Origin of the sequence: Streptomyces flavalbus, assembly GCF_042674625.1 — a bacterium.
Lineage (GTDB): Bacteria > Actinomycetota > Actinomycetes > Streptomycetales > Streptomycetaceae > Streptomyces > Streptomyces flavalbus.
In genome coordinates this window covers 2,922,282-2,942,329 of the sequence record NZ_JBHTEB010000001.1, presented here as the reverse complement: position 1 = coordinate 2,942,329, position 20,048 = coordinate 2,922,282, and the positions used below count along the sequence as shown (strand labels likewise).

21 protein-coding genes are annotated in these 20,048 nt (G+C 71.5%); 7 read left to right on the top strand and 14 right to left on the bottom strand.

Going from position 1 to position 20,048, the window contains the following annotated elements; translation table 11 throughout:
• Positions 1-8 precede the first annotated feature (8 nt).
• A complete protein-coding gene (locus ACFQZ6_RS13075) occupies positions 9-812 on the bottom strand; it encodes a sugar phosphate isomerase/epimerase family protein (RefSeq protein ID WP_381618271.1) in 804 nt (267 codons plus the stop codon).
• Positions 813-1,019: 207 nt separating this feature from the next.
• On the bottom strand, positions 1,020-2,276 hold the full coding sequence (locus ACFQZ6_RS13070) for an ROK family transcriptional regulator (protein WP_381607885.1): 1,257 nt from the start codon (positions 2,274-2,276) through the stop codon (positions 1,020-1,022).
• Between the two features lie 247 nt (positions 2,277-2,523).
• On the opposite strand from ACFQZ6_RS13070, the gene mmsA reads away from it, so the two are divergent.
• The 3 genes from mmsA to ACFQZ6_RS13055 all read left to right on the top strand — a co-directional run bounded on the left by mmsA (position 2,524) and on the right by ACFQZ6_RS13055 (position 6,605).
• On the top strand, positions 2,524-4,044 hold the full coding sequence (gene mmsA / locus ACFQZ6_RS13065; protein ID WP_381618269.1) for a multiple monosaccharide ABC transporter ATP-binding protein: 1,521 nt from the start codon (positions 2,524-2,526) through the stop codon (positions 4,042-4,044).
• Positions 4,041-5,339: a multiple monosaccharide ABC transporter permease gene (gene mmsB / locus ACFQZ6_RS13060; RefSeq protein WP_381607883.1), complete on the top strand. Its 1,299-nt coding sequence runs from the start codon at positions 4,041-4,043 to the stop codon at positions 5,337-5,339. The genes mmsA and mmsB overlap by 4 nt, the downstream gene beginning before the upstream one ends.
• A gap of 156 nt (positions 5,340-5,495) precedes the next feature.
• Complete coding sequence (locus tag ACFQZ6_RS13055) at positions 5,496-6,605, top strand: substrate-binding domain-containing protein (protein WP_381607882.1); 1,110 nt, start codon at positions 5,496-5,498, stop codon at positions 6,603-6,605.
• A 464-nt stretch (positions 6,606-7,069) separates the two neighbouring features.
• Here the strand turns inward: ACFQZ6_RS13055 and ACFQZ6_RS13050 are convergent, their stop codons facing one another.
• Entirely contained in the window at positions 7,070-8,116 is a 1,047-nt protein-coding gene (locus ACFQZ6_RS13050) for a LacI family DNA-binding transcriptional regulator (RefSeq protein WP_381607880.1), read from the bottom strand.
• Between the two features lie 306 nt (positions 8,117-8,422).
• Between ACFQZ6_RS13050 and ACFQZ6_RS13045 the strand changes: the two genes are divergently transcribed.
• From ACFQZ6_RS13045 to ACFQZ6_RS13035, 3 genes are read left to right on the top strand one after another with little or no spacing between them, the layout of a single operon-like run.
• Entirely contained in the window at positions 8,423-9,574 is a 1,152-nt protein-coding gene (locus tag ACFQZ6_RS13045) for a Gfo/Idh/MocA family protein (RefSeq protein WP_381607878.1), read from the top strand.
• Positions 9,571-10,722 carry a dihydrodipicolinate synthase family protein gene (locus ACFQZ6_RS13040; RefSeq protein ID WP_381607876.1) on the top strand — a complete coding sequence of 384 codons (1,152 nt, stop codon included), beginning with the start codon at positions 9,571-9,573 and terminating at the stop codon, positions 10,720-10,722. Before ACFQZ6_RS13045 ends, ACFQZ6_RS13040 begins: the two co-directional genes overlap by 4 nt.
• Before the next feature lie 47 nt (positions 10,723-10,769).
• Positions 10,770-11,570: a sugar phosphate isomerase/epimerase family protein gene (locus ACFQZ6_RS13035; RefSeq protein WP_381618266.1), complete on the top strand. Its 801-nt coding sequence runs from the start codon at positions 10,770-10,772 to the stop codon at positions 11,568-11,570.
• Positions 11,571-11,598: 28 nt separating this feature from the next.
• Here the strand turns inward: ACFQZ6_RS13035 and ACFQZ6_RS13030 are convergent, their stop codons facing one another.
• The 11 genes from ACFQZ6_RS13030 to ACFQZ6_RS12980 form a co-directional block, all read right to left on the bottom strand.
• Positions 11,599-11,985 (bottom strand): gas vesicle protein K, encoded by a 387-nt coding sequence (locus ACFQZ6_RS13030; protein ID WP_381607874.1) that lies wholly within the window; start codon positions 11,983-11,985, stop codon positions 11,599-11,601.
• A complete protein-coding gene (locus ACFQZ6_RS13025) occupies positions 11,982-12,278 on the bottom strand; it encodes a gas vesicle protein (protein WP_381607873.1) in 297 nt (98 codons plus the stop codon). Before ACFQZ6_RS13025 ends, ACFQZ6_RS13030 begins: the two co-directional genes overlap by 4 nt.
• A complete protein-coding gene (locus ACFQZ6_RS13020) occupies positions 12,275-13,084 on the bottom strand; it encodes a GvpL/GvpF family gas vesicle protein (RefSeq protein WP_381607871.1) in 810 nt (269 codons plus the stop codon). The genes ACFQZ6_RS13025 and ACFQZ6_RS13020 overlap by 4 nt, the downstream gene beginning before the upstream one ends.
• Positions 13,081-13,488, bottom strand: a complete 408-nt coding sequence (locus ACFQZ6_RS13015) for a gas vesicle protein (protein WP_381607868.1) — start codon at positions 13,486-13,488, stop codon at positions 13,081-13,083. Before ACFQZ6_RS13015 ends, ACFQZ6_RS13020 begins: the two co-directional genes overlap by 4 nt.
• Positions 13,485-14,399, bottom strand: coding sequence for an SRPBCC family protein (locus ACFQZ6_RS13010; RefSeq protein WP_381607866.1), 915 nt, complete (start codon positions 14,397-14,399; stop codon positions 13,485-13,487). The genes ACFQZ6_RS13015 and ACFQZ6_RS13010 overlap by 4 nt, the downstream gene beginning before the upstream one ends.
• Positions 14,392-14,883 (bottom strand): hypothetical protein, encoded by a 492-nt coding sequence (locus tag ACFQZ6_RS13005; RefSeq protein WP_381607864.1) that lies wholly within the window; start codon positions 14,881-14,883, stop codon positions 14,392-14,394. The genes ACFQZ6_RS13010 and ACFQZ6_RS13005 overlap by 8 nt, the downstream gene beginning before the upstream one ends.
• 23 nt (positions 14,884-14,906) lie before the next feature.
• Complete coding sequence (locus ACFQZ6_RS13000; RefSeq protein ID WP_381607862.1) at positions 14,907-15,170, bottom strand: gas vesicle protein GvpG; 264 nt, start codon at positions 15,168-15,170, stop codon at positions 14,907-14,909.
• 34 nt (positions 15,171-15,204) lie between these two features.
• Complete coding sequence (locus ACFQZ6_RS12995) at positions 15,205-15,918, bottom strand: GvpL/GvpF family gas vesicle protein (RefSeq protein ID WP_381607860.1); 714 nt, start codon at positions 15,916-15,918, stop codon at positions 15,205-15,207.
• Between the two features lie 6 nt (positions 15,919-15,924).
• Positions 15,925-16,365 carry a gas vesicle structural protein GvpA gene (locus ACFQZ6_RS12990; RefSeq protein WP_381618264.1) on the bottom strand — a complete coding sequence of 147 codons (441 nt, stop codon included), beginning with the start codon at positions 16,363-16,365 and terminating at the stop codon, positions 15,925-15,927.
• Positions 16,366-16,403: 38 nt separating this feature from the next.
• Positions 16,404-16,682, bottom strand: a complete 279-nt coding sequence (locus tag ACFQZ6_RS12985; RefSeq protein WP_381607858.1) for a gas vesicle protein GvpO — start codon at positions 16,680-16,682, stop codon at positions 16,404-16,406.
• Positions 16,683-16,749: 67 nt separating this feature from the next.
• Positions 16,750-17,691, bottom strand: a complete 942-nt coding sequence (locus ACFQZ6_RS12980; protein ID WP_381618261.1) for a ribokinase — start codon at positions 17,689-17,691, stop codon at positions 16,750-16,752.
• Between the two features lie 63 nt (positions 17,692-17,754).
• On the opposite strand from ACFQZ6_RS12980, the gene recD2 reads away from it, so the two are divergent.
• Entirely contained in the window at positions 17,755-20,016 is a 2,262-nt protein-coding gene (gene recD2 / locus ACFQZ6_RS12975; RefSeq protein WP_381607856.1) for an SF1B family DNA helicase RecD2, read from the top strand.
• The last annotated feature ends 32 nt before the right edge of the window (positions 20,017-20,048 follow it).

The window sequence follows — 20,048 nt, the reverse complement described above, 5'->3', positions numbered from 1 at the left end:
ACGCGTCCTCACGCCGAGTCGTTGAGGAGCCGTCCCAGGTGGGTTCGGCCCGCCGACAGGAGGTCAGGGAGCGGGGCCGCCTCCTCGTACCAGCGCTTCTCGTACTCCCAGCACAGCCAGCCGTCCCAGCCGTGCCGGGAGAGGATCTCTACGCACTCGGCCAGGGGGAGGACGCCCGCGCCCAGGGGGAGCGGGGTCCGGTCGTCGGCGGAGGCGATGTCCTTGACCTGGACGTAGCCGAGGTACGGGGAGAGGGCGGCGTAGGTCTCGGAGGGCTGTTCGCCGCCCAGCCAGGTGTGCATGACGTCCCACAGCGCGCCGACCTGGCGGTGGCCGACCAGGCCCAGGACGCGGATCGCGTCGGCGGCGGTGCGGTGGGAGTCGTGGGTCTCCAGGAGGATGCGTACGCCAGCGTCGGTGGCGTGTTCCGCCGCCGTGCCCAGGCGCCGGGCGGCCGTCGCGTCGGCCTCCGCGGGGGACTGGCCGTGCGCGTCGGCGCCGGGGAAGACCCGGATGTACGGGGCGCCCAGGTCGCGGGCGAGGTCGAGCAGGGCGCGGATCTCCGCGAGGACCGGTTCGTCGTCGCCCGGCGCGGCCACGCGCGCGTACCCGGCGAGGCCGAGGATCTCGACCCCGGCGGTCTTGAAGTGGGCCGCGACCTCGACCCGTTCGGCGGGCGAGAGGGCGGGGTGGACGGGCTCCTCGGGATGCGCGCGCAGTTCGACGCCGTGGTAGCCGTGCTCGGTCGCGAGCCGGGTGACGTCGGGGAGGGGGAGACCGGGGACGCCGAGAGTGGAGAACGCCAGTTTCATGCTCATCGACCCTACTCGTCCGGTCCTACGGTTGGGCGTTGCCTTTAAGTTATAAAGAAGACTCTCGATCGATGCCGAGAGTCGACTTCAAGTAATGAATGAATCGTTACCTGATTCGGGACCTGTGGCCCTTCCCGAGGCGGCGTGGTCCGGTTCAGACTCTCGGAGGGCGCGGTGGCCCCCCGTGCGGCCGAAAACCGCCCCCGCTCAGCCCGTGAGGTCCGTGAGGAGCGCCGACAACTGCGGCGAGTACGCCGAGTGCAGGACCAGCGCCGCGCTCCCCACCGGCGCCGCGTCCGCGCCGTGCGGGGAGGCGGTCACGTCGACGACCCGGATGTGCCGGGAGACCGGCCTCGTCGCCAGGGCCGACGCGACGACGTCCACGTACCGCGACTCCACCTGGCCGATGCCGTGACCGCCGAGCACGATCAGGTCGACGTCCAGCAGGTTGGCGACACTTGAGGCGACCGTGGCGACCTGGGCCGCGGCCTCGTCGACCACGGCGACGGCGACGGGGTCCCCGGCCGCGGCGGCGCTCCGGATCGCGGCGTGGTCGACGGACTCCGGGTCGGCGGCGAACAGTTGCGCCAGCACACCCCCGCCGTCGGCCGGGCGGCCCGCGAGCCGCTCCCGGGTCGCCGCCACGACGGCGGACGGGCTGGCGGACACCTCCAGGCAGCCCCGGTTGCCGCAGTAGCACTCGGGGCCGTCCGGCCGCACCGACAGATGCCCGAACTCCCCGGCGTTCAGCGAACCCCCGCGGTACACCTGGTGGTTGAGGATGAGGCCGCCGCCGATGCCGGTGCCGAAGAAGAAGTAGGCGAAGTTCGCCACGCCCTTGCCCGCGCCGGACCAGCGCTCACCGATCGCGGCGGCGGTCGCGTCGTTGTCCAGCGTCACCGGCAGCCCGGTGGCCTCACTGAGCGTTTGCCGCAAAGGGAAACCGTCCATGTGGGCGAGGCGCGGCGGCGCGGCGACCAGGCCGTGTTCCTGGTCGAGGGGGCCGGGCGCGGCGAGGCCCAGGCCGAGGACGCGGTCCCGGGGGACGTCCGCCTCGGCCAGTGTCTCGGCCACCAACTCGGCCATGACGGCGACGACTTGGGCGGGGTCGGTGTCCGGTGGGGTGGGCCGTCGGTTGATGACCAGGGGATGGCCGAGCAGGTCGACCACGGCGCAGGCGAGCTGGACGGCGTCGAAGTGGAGGCCGACCGCGCTGCGGGCGGTGGCGTTGACGCGCAGGGTGGTGCGGGGTTTGCCGCCGCCGGAGGCCCGGCTGGAGCCGTCCTCCCGCACGACGCCCTCGTTGATCAGTCGGCGCACGATGCCCGACACCGTCTGCGGGGTGAGACCGGTGCGCTCCGCGATCTCGACGCGGCTGATGCCGTCGGACCACTGGATCTGGTCAAGTACGACCGCCTGATTGTAGCGCCCGACTTTCGGCAGGTTTGTCCCGACTTGTTGCACTAGTGCCTTCTCCCATTGGGGCCGGTCGGCCCTCGCTGGTCCACCACGCTCCGCGCTTGACTTAGTAAAACAAATGAACTTAACGTCCCGTTCAGTTTCAGCGCGGACCTCAGGGACCGCGTAGTGCCAACGGAGGCAAGCTGATGTCCACCCAATGCCGCATACCGGATCGCCCGGGGCCGTCTGACGGCCTCGGCGCGCGCAGAGTGGGGCCGCTGTCGTGAGCGGGAGCCCGGTCCTGCTGGAGATGCAGTCGATCACCAAGACGTTCCCCGGGGTGAAGGCCCTCGACGACGTGAACCTGGTCGTCCGGGAAGCCGAGATCCACGCCATCTGCGGGGAGAACGGCGCGGGCAAGTCCACGCTCATGAAGGTCCTGAGCGGGGTCTACCCGTACGGCAGCTACACCGGCGAGATCATCTACCAGGGCGAGCGCGTCCGGTTCGGCGACATCCGGGCCAGTGAGCACGCCGGGATCGCGATCATCCACCAGGAACTGGCCCTCGTGCCGGGCATGTCGATCACCGAGAACATCTTCCTCGGCAACGAGCCCCGCAGGCGCGGCGCCATCGACTGGAAGTACGCGCGCCGCCGGGCGCTGGAGCTGATGCGGCAGGTCGGACTCGACGAGGACCCCGACACGTTGATCAAGGACATCGGCGTCGGCAAGCAGCAGCTCGTGGAGATCGCCAAGGCGTTCGCGAAGGACGTCCGGCTGCTCATCCTCGACGAGCCGACCGCGGCCCTCAACGAGGACGACTCCCGCCACCTGCTGGACCTGCTGCGCGGGTTCCGGGACCGGGGCATCACCCTGATCATGATCTCGCACAAGCTCAACGAGATCGAGGCGGTCGCCGACACCATCACGATCATCCGCGACGGCCGGACCATCGAGAGCCTCGACGTCAAGGGCGACGAGGTCAACGAGGACCGCATCGTGCGCGGCATGGTCGGCCGCGAGCTGAGCAGCCGGTTCCCCGACCACACCCCGGAGATCGGGGAGGTCTTCTTCGAGGTCCGGGACTGGACGGTACGGCACCCCACCGCCGAGGACCGCCTGGTCTGCAAGGGCTCGGAGTTCCACGTCCGGCGCGGTGAGATCGTCGGCTTCGCGGGCCTGATGGGCGCCGGGCGCACCGAACTCGCCATGAGCCTCTTCGGCCGCTCCTACGGGCGGTACGTCTCCGGCCGGGTCTTCAAGGACGGCGAGGAGATCCAGGTCAAGACGGTGGCCGACGCCATCGGCCACGGGATGGCGTACGTCAGTGAGGACCGCAAGTCCATCGGGCTCAACCTGCTGGACGACATCAAGACCTCGACGGTCGCGGCCAAGCTGAAGAAGATCACCAAGCGGGGCGTCATCGACCGGGTGCGCGAGCACGGCGTCGCCGACGACTACCGCAAGAGCCTGCGGATCAAGACCCCGACCGTCGACGAGGGCGTGGTCAAGCTCTCCGGCGGCAACCAGCAGAAGGTCGTCCTGGCGAAGTGGATGTTCACCGACCCGGACCTGCTGATCCTCGACGAGCCGACGCGCGGCATCGACGTGGGGGCCAAGTACGAGATCTACGGGATCATCCACCGGCTCGTCGACCAGGGCAAGGGCGTCATCGTCATCTCGTCCGAGCTGCCCGAGCTGATCGGCCTGTGTGACCGCATCTACACGGTGTTCGAAGGCACCATCACCGGCGAGGTCGCGCGCAGCGACGCCGATCCGGAACTCCTGATGAAGCAGATGACCGCAATGAAGAAGAGCCCGACCTCATGAGCAGATTCAAAGAGCTGCAGAAGAACCTCTTCGGAGGCTCCCAGTCCAACGCCCGCCAGTTCGGCATGATCTTCACCCTCGTGGCGATCGTCCTGCTCTTCCAGATCTGGACCGGCGGCCTCACCCTGACCTCCAGCAACCTCATCGCGGTCGTCAGCCAGTACTCGTACATCCTGATCCTCGCCATCGGCATGTTGATGGTGATCGTGGCGGGGCACATCGACCTCTCGGTCGGCTCGGTCGCGGCGTTCACCGGCATCGTCGTCGCCAAGGCGATGCAGGAGTACGACCTCCCGTGGCCGCTCGGCATCCTGCTCGGCCTGCTCGTCGGCCTCGTGATCGGCGCCTGGCAGGGCTTCTGGGTGGCGTACGTCGGGGTCCCGGCGTTCATCGTGACGCTGGCGGGCATGTTGCTCTTCCGCGGCGGCAACCAGTTCATCGGCAACGCCGACACCATCCCGGTGCCCGAGGGCTTCCGGAAGATCGGCGCGGGCTTCCTGCCCGAGGTCGGTCCGGAGACCGGCTTCAACAACCTGACCCTGCTGCTCGGCATCGCGGCCTGCGCCGCCGTGGTGTGGCGGGAGTGGAAGGGCCGTCAGACGCGGCAGGAGATGGGCGCCGAACTCGCCCCGCTGTGGGTCAACGGCGTCCGCCTCGCCATCATGCTGGGCGTCATCCTCTTCGCCACGCTGCGCTTCGCGGGCGGCCGGGTCGGCACCAGCTTCCCGATCTCCGGGATCATCCTGATCGTCCTGGTGCTGGCGTACTCGCACTACACCAACAACACCATCGGCGGTCGCCACATCTACGCCGTCGGCGGCAACTCCCGAGCGGCCGAGCTGTCCGGTGTGAAGCTGCGGCGGGTCAACTTCCTCGTCATGACGAACATGTCGGTGCTGGCCGCGCTGGCGGGCATGATCTTCGTGGCGCGGTCCACGGCCTCCGGGCCGCAGGACGGACTGAGCTGGGAACTCGACGCCATCGCGGCCGTCTTCATCGGCGGCGCGGCGGTCTCGGGCGGCCTCGGCACCATCAGCGGCTCGATCGTCGGTGGTCTGGTCATGGCGTTGCTCAACAACGGCCTCCAGCTCGAAGGCGTCGGCTCCGACCGGGTCCAGATGATCAAGGGCCTGGTGCTTCTCCTCGCCGTCGCGTTCGACGTCTACAGCAAGAGCCAGGGACGGTTCTCGATCATCGGAACGCTGTCGCGTCCGTTCCGTCGGGAGGAACCGGCGGCACCGGCCGAACCCCAGAGTCCGGCCTCCGATCCCCAGAAGGCCCCGGTCGCAAGCTGACCACGGTTCGGCACCGGGTCCGGAGCGGTCGCTCCGTTCAGGACCCGGCACCGGCCAAGGGCCTCCGCTCGCGGGCTGCCGCCAGCTCGCTCCCCCCTCGCGCCACACTCCGCGGCGCACCTCTCAGCACCACCTTGCAAGAAGGGCACAACTCCCATGCGCAGACTCATCACCAGAGCCGTTGCCACGGTCGGCGCTGTCGCACTCCTCTCCCTGGGTACGGCCTGCTCCAACGAGCGTGAGGGCTCCACCTCCGCCGACTCCGCCTCCGACAGCGGCTTCGCGCAGGACTCCCTCATCGGTGTCGCCCTGCCGTCGAAGACCTCGGAGAACTGGGTGCTCGCGGGCAACCTGTTCACCGACGGCCTGAAGGAAGCGGGCTTCAAGGCGGACGTCCAGTACGCGGGCGCCTCCACCACCGTCGCCGACCAGCAGGCGCAGATCTCCGCCATGGTCACCAAGGGCGCCAAGGTCATCGTGATCGGCGCGACCGACGCCTCCCAGCTCTCCACGCAGGTGGCGCAGGCCAAGGAGGCGGGCGCGACCGTCATCGCCTACGACCGGCTGATCACCAACACCAAGGACGTCGACTACTACATCGCGTTCGACAACTTCAAGGTCGGCCAGTTGCAGGGCCAGGCCCTGATCGACGGCATGAAGGCCAAGGACAAGAAGGGTCCCTGGACCATCGAGCTGTTCTCCGGCTCCCCGGACGACAACAACTCGAAGGTGTTCTTCGACGGTGCGATGGACGTGCTCCAGCCGCTGATCGACAAGGGGGACATCGTTGTCGGCTCCGGCCAGACCGACATCAAGCAGACCGCGACCCAGGGCTGGAAGGCCGAGAACGCCCAGCAGCGGATGGACGCCCTGCTGAACTCGACGTACAGCGGCAAGAAGACGCTGGACGGGGTGCTCTCCCCGAACGACACCCTGGCGCGCGCGATCCTCACCTCGGTGAAGGGCGCGGGCAAGGAACTGCCGGTCGTCACCGGCCAGGACTCCGAGGTCGAGTCGGTCAAGTCGATCATGGCGGGTGAGCAGTACTCCACCATCAACAAGGACACCCGCAAGCTGGTGACCGGGACCATCGACATGGTCAAGGCGCTCCAGAAGGGCGACAAGCCGGAGATCAACGACACCAAGTCGTACGACAACGGCGTCAAGGTCGTCCCGTCCTACCTCCTTGAGCCGATCATCGTCACCAAGGAGAACGCCGCCGAGGCGTACGCCAACGACGACAAGCTGGCGCCGCTCACCAAGTAGCGGCACCGGCGGGCGCCCCGAGCCCCGGGATCACCCTCCTCGGGGCCCGGGCGCCCGCACCGGCCGACCTGACCGGCAGCCCACCTGACCGGGTGCACGGCAGGTCGGCCGCCGCCCTCACCGGCGGCACGCCTCAGACCGGCGGACGGCACCCTCCCCGGCCGCCGTGCTCCGTCCCTGACCCCGGAGCACGACGACCGAGCCGGGCCAACACCTCACCGACCCGGAGCCGCCCGCCGCTCCCCGGGAAGTCTGCGGGACTTCCCGGGGAGTTGTGCGTTTCCGGGGGCGCGCATGGCCGGGCGGGCGTTTCGTGGACGCCGCTCCCCGGTCACCTGGGCCCGACGGCCGGTCACCCGGGCTCGACGGCCAGTGGGTCAGGAACGCCCGATGTGCGGCCGTACAAGCGAGCCCGGCGTACGGGCCGCCCCCGTCCCGCCGCCCTACGACCACCCCCCGCCCGGCTACCCCCGCGGCACCCCCGAAGACCCCCGCACCATCAACTCCCCCCGCACCGTGGCGATCCCGCCGGGCGGCGGCTCCTCGCGCCCCATGGCGATGCGGCCCGCCCGCGCCCCCGCCCCGGCGAGCGGCAGCCGTACCGTCGTCAGGGACGGCACCGCGTCGATGCTGAACGGCAGGTCGTCGAACCCGGCGACGGAGACGTCCGCGGGGATGCGGCGGCCGGAGTCGCGCAGGGCGGCGCACGCCCCCAGCGCGACGGAGTCGTTCGCGGCGACGACCGCCGTCAGGGACGGGTCCCGGCGCAGCAGCTCCAGCGTGGCCTCGTAGCCGGAGCCGCGGTCGTAGCGGCCGTGCACGGTCCAGCGGGGGTCCTCCTCGATCCCGGCGGCGGCCAGCGCCTCGCGGTGGCCCTCCAGCCGGTGCCGGGTGGTGGTGCGCTCCTCGGGCCCCGCGATGTACCCGAGCCGCCGGTGCCCGAGGCCGATGAGGTGCTCGGTGAGCTGCCGGGCGCCGCCGCGGTTGTCGAAGGTCAGGGCGATGGCCCCGGTGTCGGGCGCGGGCGGCCGTCCGCACAGCACGACCCGGGTCCCGGCGTCGCCCAGTTTCCGCAGCTTCGTCGCCATCGCCGTGGCGTGCGCCGCGTCCTCCATCGCGCCGCCCGTCAGCACCACCGCCGCCGCCCGCTGCCGCTGGAGCAGCGTCAGGTAGGTCAGCTCACGCTCGGGCGAGCCGCCCGTGTTGCAGACCACCGCCAGCCGTTCGCCGCCCGCGCGCCCGCCGGGGCCGCCGATCTCCGACTGGATGGCCCCGGCCATGATCCCGAAGAACGGGTCGGCGATGTCGTTGACGAGGATGCCGACCAGGTCGGAGGTGGCGGCGGCGAGCGCGCTCGCGGGGCCGTTGAGGACGTAGTCCAGTTCGTCGACCGCCTTGAGCACCCGCTCCCGGGTGGACGCCGCGACCGGGTAGTTGCCGTTCAGCACGCGCGACACCGTCGCGGGCGAGACCTGAGCGCGAGCAGCCACGTCCGCCAGGGTCACCGTCATGTCCTCGTCCTCCGGTCGCGCATCTCGTCGTACGCCTTATACACACAAGACCCCGGGCCCGGCTCGGACGTACGCCCCACTACACATCCGGACCCCCCAGCACGGTTCCGGACAGACCTTACGGCCAAGGACCCCTGTTGTTCGACCCTTCGAACAAACAGCGCCTTCGCAGTGGTCTTGTCCAACCGCTGTTCAGAGGCTAGCTTCTGAACTGATAGAAAGCGCTTGCTGCATGGCTCATCACCGCACTCTTTTCCGAGGCGGCCGGGCGTACGCGGCGCGCGGACCGCGTACGAAGGGAATGACGTGACACGCAAGACGGTGCGTATCGCCATGAACGGTGTCACCGGGCGCATGGGCTACCGCCAGCACCTGGTCCGCTCGATCCTGGCCCTCCGTGAACAGGGCGGCCTCGACCTCGGCGACGGCACCGTGCTGTGGCCGGAACCGATCCTCGTCGGCCGCCGCGAACACGCGCTGAAGGCGCTTGCTGAACGGCACGGCCTTGACCACTTCTCGACCGACCTCGACGCGGTCCTCGCCGATCCGACCGTCGACATCTACTTCGACGCCCAGGTCACCTCCGCCCGCGAGGAGGCCCTGAAGAAGGCCATCGCCGCGGGCAAGCACATCTACACCGAGAAGCCCACCGCCACCGGCCTGGACGGCGCCCTGGAGCTGGCCCGCCTCGCGGACGCCAAGGGAATCAAGCACGGCGTCGTCCAGGACAAGCTGTTCCTCCCCGGCCTGCTCAAGCTGAAGCGGCTCATCGACGGCGGCTTCTTCGGCCGCGTCCTGTCCGTGCGCGGCGAGTTCGGCTACTGGGTCTTCGAGGGCGACTGGCAGACCGCCCAGCGCCCCTCCTGGAACTACCGTGCGGAGGACGGCGGAGGCATCGTCGTCGACATGTTCCCGCACTGGGAGTACGTGCTCCACGAGCTGTTCGGCCGGGTCAGGTCCGTCCAGGCCATCGCCACCACCCACGTCCCGCAGCGCTGGGACGAGAACGGCAAGCCCTACGACGCGACGGCGGACGACGCGGCGTACGGCATCTTCGAACTCGACGGCGGCGTCATCGCGCAGATCAACTCCTCCTGGGCCGTGCGCGTCAACCGCGACGAACTCGTGGAGTTCCAGGTCGACGGCACCGAGGGCTCCGCCGTCGCGGGCCTGCGCAACTGCCGCGTCCAGCACCGCAGCGCCACCCCGAAGCCGGTGTGGAACCCCGACATCCCGGCCACCGAGGCGTTCCGCGACCAGTGGCAGGAGATCCCGGACAACGCCGACTTCGACAACGGCTTCAAGGCCCAGTGGGAGCTGTTCCTCAGGCACGTCCACGCCGGTGCCCCCTACCACTGGGACCTGCTCGCCGGTGCCCGTGGCGTCCAGCTCGCCGAGCTGGGGCTGAAGTCCTCGGCCGAGGGCCGCCGCATCGACGTACCGGAGATCGCGCTGTGACCATCCGCCTCCCGGACCCGCACGGCGGCCTGCGGACCTACGAACCCCGCACCGCGCCCCTGACCCTCACCGCAGAAGGCGCTTTCACCTCGCGGACCGTCTTCTCCGCCGCGCACGTCGTCGCGGACCCCTACGCCGACGTCTCACCCGACGCGCCCGCCGCCGTCGACTGGGACGCCACCCTCGCCTTCCGCCGCCACCTGTGGTCCCACGGGCTCGGCGTCGCGGAGGCCATGGACACCGCCCAGCGCGGCATGGGCCTGGACTGGGCGGGCGCCGCCGAACTGATCCGCCGCAGCGCCGCCGAGGCCAAGGCGGTCGGCGGCCGGATCGCCTGCGGCGTCGGCACCGACCAGCTCACCACGGGGACTTCGGCGGACGTCCGCGCGGCCTACGAGGAGCAGCTCGCCGTCGTCGAGGAGGCGGGCGCCCAGGCCATCCTGATGGCCTCCCGCGCCCTGGCCGCCACGGCGTCCGGCCCCGAGGACTACCTGGAGGTCTACGGCCACCTGCTGCGCCAGGCCGCCGAACCGGTGATCCTGCACTGGCTCGGCCCCATGTTCGACCCGGCCCTGGAGGGCTACTGGGGCTCCAGCGACCTGGACCTGGCCACCGACACCTTCCTCGACGTCATCGCCGCCCACCCCGACAAGGTCGACGGCATCAAGGTCTCCCTCCTCGACGCCCAGCGCGAGGTCGACCTGCGCCGCCGCCTCCCGCAGGGCGTGCGCTGCTACACCGGCGACGACTTCCACTACCCCGAGCTGATCGCGGGCGACGACCAGGGCTTCAGCCACGCCCTGCTCGGCATCTTCGACCCGCTCGGCCCGCTCGCGGCGGAGGCGGTCCGCGTCCTGGACACCGGGGACGTCGCGGGCTTCCGCGCCCTGCTCGACCCCACCGTGGAACTCTCCCGCCACCTCTTCCAGGCGCCCACCCGCTTCTACAAGACCGGCGTGGTCTTCCTGGCCTGGCTCTCCGGCCACCAGTCCCACTTCACGATGGTCGGCGGCCTCCAGTCGGCGCGCTCCCTGCCGCACTTCGCCCGCGCCTACGAACTCGCGGACGGGCTGGGCCTCTTCCCGGACCCGAAGCTGGCCGAGGAACGCATGAGGAACCTGCTCGCGCTGTACGGAGTCGACCAGTGAGCCAAGCCATCGATCCCCGCGACCTCGCGCGCTTCAGCATCAACCAGATGACGGTCAGGCAGCTCGCCCTGCCCGAACTGACCGACGCCTGCGCCCAACTCGGCGTCCAGGGTGTCGGCCTGTGGCGCGAACCCGTCCAGGAGTACGGCGTCGAGGCGGCGGCCAAACTCGTCCGCGACGCGGGCCTGACGGTCACCACGCTCTGCCGCGGCGGCTTCCTCACCGCCCTGGACACCGACGCACGCGCGCGTGCCCTCGACGACAACCGCCGCGCCGTCGACGAGGCGGCGACGCTGGGCACCGACACCCTCGTCCTGGTCTCCGGCGGCCTGCCGCCCGGCTCCAGGGACCTGCGCGGCGCCCGCGAGCGCATCGCCGACGCGCTGGCCGAGCTGGGGCCCTACGCGGAGTCCCACGGCGTACGGCTCGCCATCGAGCCACTGCACCCCATGTACGCCGCCGACCGCTGCGTCGTCTCCACCCTGGCCCAGGCCCTCGACCTCGCCGAGCGCTTCCCGGCCCACCAGGTCGGCGTCACCGTCGACACGTACCACATCTGGTGGGACGACCGGGCGCCGGAGCAGATCGCCCGCGCGGGCGCGGGGGGCCGCATCCACACCTTCCAGCTCGCGGACTGGACGACCCCGCTGCCGGAGGGTGTCCTCAACGGGCGCGGGCAGATCGGGGACGGCTCGATCGACATGCGGGAGTGGAAGGGGTACGTGGAGGCGGCGGGGTACACCGGCGCCATCGAGGTGGAGTTGTTCAACGATCCGCTGTGGGCGCGGGACGGGCGGGAGGTGTTGGCGGAGACGGCGGCGCGGTTCGTGGAGCACGTGGTGCGCTGAGCCGCAGTTGAGGATCGTTGAACGATCCTCAGGGTGGGGGCAGCAGGGGGCCCAGCGGTCCCAGGTCCAGGTTGAGGTCCTCCAGCGTGAGGCCGTACCGGTCGCACAGCTCGGTCATCCGGTCGTGCAGGACCATCAGCGTCAGCCCGAGCCGCTCCTCCTGCTCCTCCGTCAGCCCGCCCTCGTCCACCCGGCGCAGCGCCTGCCGCTCCATGAGCTGGCGCAGCAGCTCGACGATGGTCAGCACCAGCCTGACCAGGTCGCGCTCCACGGTGTCCGGGTCGGTGCGCAGCCGGTGGGCCGGACTCCGCCCGGCCGGGGGTGCCACGAGGTCCTCCGGCCGGGCGGGCAGCAACGCGAACGCGCGCGAGGCGGCGTCGGAGACCTCCCGCAGCCGGTCGGCGGGGCCCGTCACGGCCCGTCCTCCGGTGAGGGCGGGAGGGTCCACTGCTCGTCCAGTTGCTCGCGGACGGAGACGATCACCGCGCGCAGGGAGATCCGCACCAGGTCGATGTCCGCGATCGACAGCACCAGGTCGCCGGTGAGCACGACCCCGCCGCTGAGCAGCCGGTCCAGCAGGTCGATCAGCGCGACCTGCCGTCCGGAGAGGGGACGGTCGTCTTCGCCGGGACCGTAGGACTCGTGGGGCTCGTAGGACTCGTACGGCTCGTTGGGCTCGTACGCGCCGTCCGTGTCGTACGCGTTCACCCCTGCGGCACCTCCTCCTGCACCGGGGGCGCGGCGAAGGAGTACGGCGCCCAGGGGCCGGTGACCTCCACGCGGACGCCGGGCAGGTCGTCGGCCGCGTGCCGCATCCGGTCGTGGAACTGCGCGGACAGGTGGCGCGGGACCAGGTAGGCGTCGTTGGCGACGTTGTCGCCGGTGCGGCCGGGCGCCCGGGCGAGGTCGCCCTGCTGGGGGCGGTGCCGGGCGCGTTCCACGGCCAGCCCGCGTGCGAGTTCCTCCGTGCGCCGTACGGCTTCCCGCGCGGCCCGCCAGGTGTCCTCCCGTTCCTGGCGCAGGCGTCGGCGGCTGCGCAGGTACGCGCGTCCGGCGTCCGGACCGTCCACCGCGACCGGCGCGGGCGGGGCGCCGGGCGGGCTCTCGGCGTACACCTTCACGCCCCACTCCTCGTGCCCGGCGAACCGGTCGAGCAGCGCGGCGAAGACCGCCTCCCGCTCCCGCAGCATCCCGGCGACGCGCGTCTCGTCGAGGTACACGGTCGCCAGCCGCAGCGGCAGCACCGTGGTGCGGGCGGCCAGCGCCTCGATGACGGCGTGGTGCGCCCTCGCCGTCGCCTCCAGCCACTCCAGGTCCTCCAGACGTGACTTCAGCGCCGCCTCCGAGAACTCCGCCGCGGGCACCGCGCCGACCGCGGCGGCCACCGCGCCGGAGCGCACGAACCCGACCGGCGCCCCCGCCACGCCGTACGGCCCCGTCGGCGCGTCCCGCGGACGGTCGGTCGCGGCCGACGCCGGGACCACCGCGTACACGTAGGCCAACCGCCCGCTCACGGCTCCCTGTCCTCACGGCGTCTGCGGCGCGGGAGTTCCTCGCGGGGCTTGCGGCGCGGCTCGGGGGACTCGGAGACCTGGCGGCGCAGCTCCCGCACCTCGGCGCGGAGCCGCCGGTTCTGCTCCTCCAGGGAACGGCTGCCGTCGGCGCGGGAGGACAGCGCGGGGTCGTGCTCCCACCAGTCGATGCCGATTTCCTTGGCCTTGTCGACCGAGGCCACCAGGAGGCGGAGCTTGATGGTGAGCAGTTCGATGTCGAGCAGGTTGATCTTGATGTCGCCGACGATGACGATGCCCTTGTCCAGGACGCGTTCCAGGATGTCCGCGAGGTTGGCGCTGGAGGACTGGCCGTACGGCGAGACGGCCCGGGACGGGAGGGGGGCGGGGGAGTCGGGATGCGTCACCGGGGCGCCTCCTCCTCGTCGTCTTCGTACGCTTCTCCCTCGTCGGCGTCCTCGTCCTCCGCCTCGTCGTCTTCGTCTTCCTCGTCGTAGTCGTCCTCGTCTTCTTCTTCTTCGTCCTCTTCCTCGTACTGGTCCTCTTCTTCCTCCTCCTCGGCCTCCTCCGGCCCCCGGACGACCTCCCCCTCGCGGATCTCGCCGCGCCAGCCCCCGGTCGCCTCGCCGCGCATCATCACGAACGTGCGGTACAGCTTCAGGTCGAGGCGGGCGCGGCGGCCCTGGGCGCGGACCAGGCTGCCGGTCTTCTCGACGACCCCCTTGGGGAAGTACTGGAGGACCAGCAGCACCTTGGTGAGGTTCTCGCCGAGGGGGTGGAAGGTGACCACGCCCTTGGTGGTCGCCTTCTCGCCCTCGGACGTCCAGGCGATCCGCTCGTCCGGCACCTGTTCCGTGATCGTGCCGTGCCAGCGGCGGCTGGCCTTGGCGACCTTGACCTGCCACTCGGTGGTCACGTCGTCCTTCTGCTGGACGTCCACCACACCCTTGGCGAACCGGCCGAACTCCCGGAACTGCGTCCACTGGTCGTACGCCTCGCGCACCGGCACGCCCACGTCGATGTCCTCGATGATGGTGAGCCCCTTGCCGACGCCGCCCTCGGTGGCCTGGGTGTGCCGCTTGCTGGTGGCCTCCTTGGCCTTGTCCAGCAGCGCGTGGGTGGTGTGGGAGGCGAGCGAGCCGAGGTGCGGTCGGCCCAGGTGGGCCTCGCCGAGGCGGCGCGCCCCCGAGCCCATCCGTTCGCCCACGCCCTTCAGCATCACCTGGAGCCGGGCCTCGACGTACTTCTCCAGCTCCTCCTTGAGGTGGGCCGTGCCCGGGTTCTGCGCGGCCCGCTCACGGAGCTTGCCCTCAGCCATCGCCCTGCCTCCTCGCCTTCGGAGCGGCACGCTTGGAGCGGCTCGGGGAGGCGGTCGTGGTCTTCTCCCGGCGCCGGGGCGCGGGTTCGGGTTCCTCGGCGGACTCGGCGTCGTCCGACTTGGCCTCGGCCTCGGGCTCCGCCTTCGTGTCCGCCTCCGCCTCCTTGTCCGCCTCCGCCTCCTTGTCGGCTTCCGGCCCCGCCTCCCGCAGCCCCGCCGTACGTTCGTGCAGGGCGTCGGCGAGGTGGTCGGCCTTGGCCGTCAGGACGGAACTGGCCGCCGTCCTGCCCGCCTCGGTCAGCTCGGTGCGCAACTGCTGGGTGATGTTGTTGAGGAAGGGCGAGTCGAGGGCCTTGCCGAACTGCCCCGGCCGGATGCGCGACCCGGCCAGCAGGGCGCCCAGGCTGACGGCGAGTCGGCCCTTCTTGGACCGCCCGAGCACATAGCCGCCCAGGACGGCCGCCCCGATCTTGGCGTTGTTCATGATCCGCCTTTCTCCGCGTGCCCTCACAGGCCGGGCCGCGCGCCCCGCTGGAGCTGGTAGACCCGGATCTCCTCCAGGCGGTGGAGCAGCTCCTCCTCGTGCCGCGCGAACTCCTCGTCGTCGATCCGCCCCTCCTCACGGGCCCGTTCGAGGTTCACGAGCGCCTCCTGCACGGGGGCCGGGTCGTAGTACTCCTCCTCGGCGGCCCGGACCACCTTGTCGATCACCCAGCCCACGCCCCGGAACGGGGCGAGCGGCAGCGCCAGGATCTCCACGACCAGTCCCACACCGGACCTCCTTCGTCACCCACCCCGTCCGCGCTCAGGCGAAGCTGTACGGCGGCAGTGGCCCGCGCAGCCGGAGTTCGACGCCGTCCCCGAGCCGTTCGGCGAGGTCGCGTCCCGCGCGGGTGAACTCCTCCCCGCGGTCGTCCTCCAGGAGGAAGGACACGCTCACGAAGTACTGCTGGGAGGGCGGGGACAGCTTCTCCGCCAGCGCCAGCGGGCGCAGCGCGTCCAGGACCTGCCCGGCCAGCGCCTCCTGCCTGGCCTGCACCTCCTGTGCCACGAGCTGGCCGAGCGCGACCCGGTCAGCGTGCGTCCCGCCGCCGTCGCGGGTGGCCTCGTTGAGCGCGCGGGCCTGTTCCGAGTCGGTGAGGACGGCGCGCAGCAGCGTGTCCTCGTCCTGGACGCCCTTGACGTTGTACTCGACCCGCCCGGTGAGTTCGTCGAGCCGCTGGGCGTACGCCGCGGCGCGCTCTTCGAGCACGGCGCGTACGGCGTCCTCGTCGGCGGCGACGTACCCGAAGCCCAGCGGGAGGACCGCGCCGTCGGCCCACAGGGACTCCTGGACCTCGTGGTGGGCGGTCAGGGCGTCCCGGCTGACGCCGACCTGCTCCGGCGCCTCGCTGACGACGGCGCACAGGTCGCCGACGCGGACGGCGCGCACCTCCGTGGGCGCCTCGCCGACGCCCTTGGCGCCCTCAAGCCGCAGGGGGTGCGAGGCCCTGGTGATCGCGTAGACGTACAGCGGCATGGGCGCTCACTCCTCCCGGGCCTTGGTGGAACGGCGGTCGGAGCCGCGTTCCACGCGCGCGTGCCGCTTCTCACGGCTGTCGTCGTCCTCGCGGCCCTTCTGGAGGGACTCGGTGACGGCCTGGACCGCGCCGGTCAGCGCGCCCTTGCTCTTGCCGCGGGCGCCGCCCTCGGAGGCGCCCTCGACGATGTCGGAGAGCTGGGCGGGGGCCTTGCGGCCGGACTCCAGGTCCAGCCGGTTGCAGGCCTCCGCGAAGCGCAGGTAGGTGTCGACGCTGGCGACGACGACGCGGGCGTCGATCTTCACCAGCTCGATGCCGACCAGCGACACCCGCGCGAACGCGTCGATGACCAGGCCCCGGTCCAGGACCAGTTCCAGTACGTCGTACAGGTTTCCCGAACTCCCCGGGCTGGCGGAAACGGCGCCGCCCTCGCCCTGCGGCACCACAGTCACTGTGCTGCCCCTTACCGGTTGTCGTCCATCGGTCAGCGGTTGTCCCGGTCGACCTGCGCGCGCGTGTACCGGCGTCCGCGTTCGTACGCCAGCAGCTTGCCCGTGGGGTCGAGGACGACCTGGTAGCTGGCCATCACGCTGCTCGTCTGCGGGACGCGCTCCAGCTCCACGACCTCGACGTCGGCCTCCCAGCCCTGCTCGGTCGGCTTCAGCGAGGAAACGGACTCGGGGGCCCGGCCCAGCAACTCCGTGAGTTGCTCGGCCGCGCTGCGCATGGCCTCGGCAGCGGAGACCCGTTCGTCGTCCGTCATCTGCTCACTCCACTTCCATCATCGACCTGGCCCCCGTCATATGCCACCGGGGGCGGAAGGCCATCTCTCAGCTCCCCTCCGCCGCCGTCTCCCCGACCTCCCCCGCCGCCGTCCCCTCGACCTCCCCCGCCGTCGGATACGACTCCTGCGCCCCCGCCCTGGTGACCGCCGCCGCCCCCACCCGTGCCGCGTAGGCAGCCGCCCGCGTGAGCGGCTCGCCCGCCCCCAGCCGCCAGGCCAGCGCGGCGGTGAACGCGTCGCCCGCGCCGGTGGTGTCCACGGCGGCCACCCGCACCGACGGCACCCGCGCGAGCCCTTCCCGGGACGCCACCAGCGCGCCCTCGGCGCCCAGCGTGACGACGACCGAGCGCGGCCCCTTGGCCAGCAGCAGCCGCGCCCAGTCCTCGGGGACGTCACTGACGCACGCCTCGCCGAGGATGACGCGGGCCTCGTGCTCGTTGACGACGAGCGGGTCGCAGGCCGCCAGCACGTCGCCGGGCAGCGACCGCGGCGGCGAGGGGTTCAGCACGAACCGGCTGCCGGGCGCCAGGCACCGCACCACCTCCGCCACCGTCTCCAACGGGATCTCCAGTTGCGCGGAGACGACCTGGGAGGCGTGGAACAGGCTGGCGGCGGCGCGCACGTCGGCCGGGGTGAGCAGCGCGTTGGCGCCCGGCGACACCACGATGCTGTTGTCCCCGGACGGGTCGACGGTGATCAGCGCGACGCCGGTCGGCGCCCCGCCGACCAGCACGCCCACCGTGTCGACCCCGGCGGCCCGCTGCGCGTCGAGCAGCAGCCGCCCGTGGTCGTCGGCGCCGACCCGGGCAAGCAGCGCCGTCCGCGCGCCGAGCCGGGCGGCGGCGACGGCCTGGTTGGCGCCCTTGCCGCCGGGGTGGACGGCGAGGTCGGAGCCGAGCACCGTCTCCCCGGCGCCCGGCCGCCGCTCGACGGCGATCACCAGGTCGGCGTTGGCCGAGCCCACCACCAGCAGGTCGTAGTGGTACATCAGCACCCTCATCTCCGTACGTGGCCGTTCATCGCTGTCAGTCGCACCCGCTACGGTCGGATCATGTCCAATGAGGCGGGGAACGCGCAGGGGGAACGGCGATTGGCCGTCCTCGAAGGCGTCCTGGAGCGGATCACCTACGCCAACGAGGAGAACGGCTACACGGTCGCGCGGGTCGACACCGGCCGGGGCGCGGGTGACCTGCTCACGGTCGTCGGCGCGCTGCTGGGCGCGCAGGTCGGGGAGTCGCTGCGGATGGAGGGCCGCTGGGGCTCGCACCCGCAGTACGGCAAGCAGTTCACCGTGGAGAACTACACGACGGTCCTCCCGGCCACCGTCCAGGGCATCCGCCGCTACCTGGGTTCCGGCCTGGTCAAGGGCATCGGCCCGGTCTTCGCGGACCGCATCACCCAGCACTTCGGACTGGACACCCTGACGATCATCGAGGAGGAGCCGAAGCGCCTCATCGAGGTCCCGGGGCTCGGCCCCAAGCGCACCAAGAAGATCGCCGACGCCTGGGAGGAGCAGAAGGCGATCAAGGAGGTGATGCTCTTCCTCCAGACCGTGGAGGTCTCCACCTCCATCGCGGTGCGCATCTACAAGAAGTACGGCGACGCGTCGATCTCGGTCGTGAGGAACCAGCCGTACCGGCTGGCCGCCGACGTGTGGGGCATCGGCTTCCTCACCGCCGACAAGATCGCCCAGTCCGTGGGCATCCCGCACGACAGCCCGGAGCGCGTCAAGGCGGGGTTGCAGTACGCGCTGTCGCAGTCCGCCGACCAGGGCCACTGCTACCTCCCGGAGGAGCGGCTGATCGCCGACGCGGTGAAGCTGCTCCAGGTCGACACCGGCCTGGTCATCGAGTGCCTCGCGGAGCTGGCGGCGCCCGGCGAGGACGGCGAGGACCCCGGCGTCGTACGCGAGCGGGTGCCCGGCCCCGACGGCTCCCCGGAACCCGTCACCGCCGTCTACCTGGTCCCCTTCCACCGCGCCGAACTCTCCCTCTCCGCCCAGTTGCTGCGCCTGCTGCGCACGGAGGAGGACCGGATGCCGGGGTTCAGGGACGTCGACTGGGACAAGGCGCTGGCCTGGCTGAAGGGGCGTACGGGCGTCGAGCTGGCGCCCGAGCAGGAGGCCGCCGTCAAGCTGGCGCTGACGCGGAAGGCCGCCGTGCTCACCGGTGGTCCGGGGTGCGGCAAGTCCTTCACGGTCCGCTCCATCGTGGAGCTGGCCCGCGCCAAGAGGGCCAAGGTGGTGCTCGCCGCGCCCACCGGCCGGGCCGCCAAACGGCTCGCGGAGCTGACCGGCGCCGAGGCGTCCACCGTGCACCGGCTGCTGGAGCTGAAGCCGGGCGGGGACGCGGCGTACGACAAGGACCGCCCGCTGGACGCCGATCTGGTGGTCGTCGACGAGGCGTCCATGCTGGACCTGCTGCTCGCCAACAAGCTGGTCAAGGCGGTCCCCCCGGGCGCCCACCTGCTCTTCGTCGGGGACGTGGACCAGTTGCCCAGCGTCGGCGCGGGCGAGGTGCTGCGCGATCTGCTGGCCGACGGCGGTCCGGTCCCGGCGGTGCGGCTCACGCGCGTGTTCCGGCAGGCCCAGCAGTCGGGCGTGGTGACGAACGCGCACCGGATCAACGCGGGCCAGCACCCGGTGACCGACGGCATGAAGGACTTCTTCCTCTTCGTGGAGGACGACACGGAGGAGGCGGGGCGGCTCACGGTGGACGTGGCGGCCCGCCGCATCCCCGCGAAGTTCGGGCTCGACCCGCGCCGCGACGTGCAGGTCCTGGCCCCGATGCACCGCGGACCAGCCGGGGCGGGCACGCTCAACGGCCTCCTCCAGCAGGCCATCACCCCGGGCCGCCCCGACCTGCCCGAGCGCCGGTTCGGCGGCCGGGTGTTCCGCGTCGGAGACAAGGTCACCCAGATCCGCAACAATTACGAGAAGGGCAAGAACGGGGTCTTCAACGGCACCGTGGGCGTGGTCACCTCGCTCGACCCGGTCGAGCAGCGGCTGACGGTGCTGACGGACGAGGACGAGGAGGTTCCCTATGACTTCGACGAACTGGACGAACTGGCGCACGCGTACGCGGTGACCATCCACCGCTCGCAGGGCAGTGAGTACCCGGCGGTCGTCATCCCGGTGACCACCGGCGCCTGGATGATGCTCCAGCGCAACCTGCTCTACACGGCGGTCACCCGGGCCAAGCGGCTGGTCGTGCTCGTCGGCTCGCGCAAGGCGATCGGGCAGGCGGTGCGCACGGTGTCGGCGGGGCGGCGCTGCACCGCGCTCGACTTCCGCCTCTCGCCGCGCCCCCTTTAGTACACCTTTGGGTCCACCGCGGGCGCCGTAGG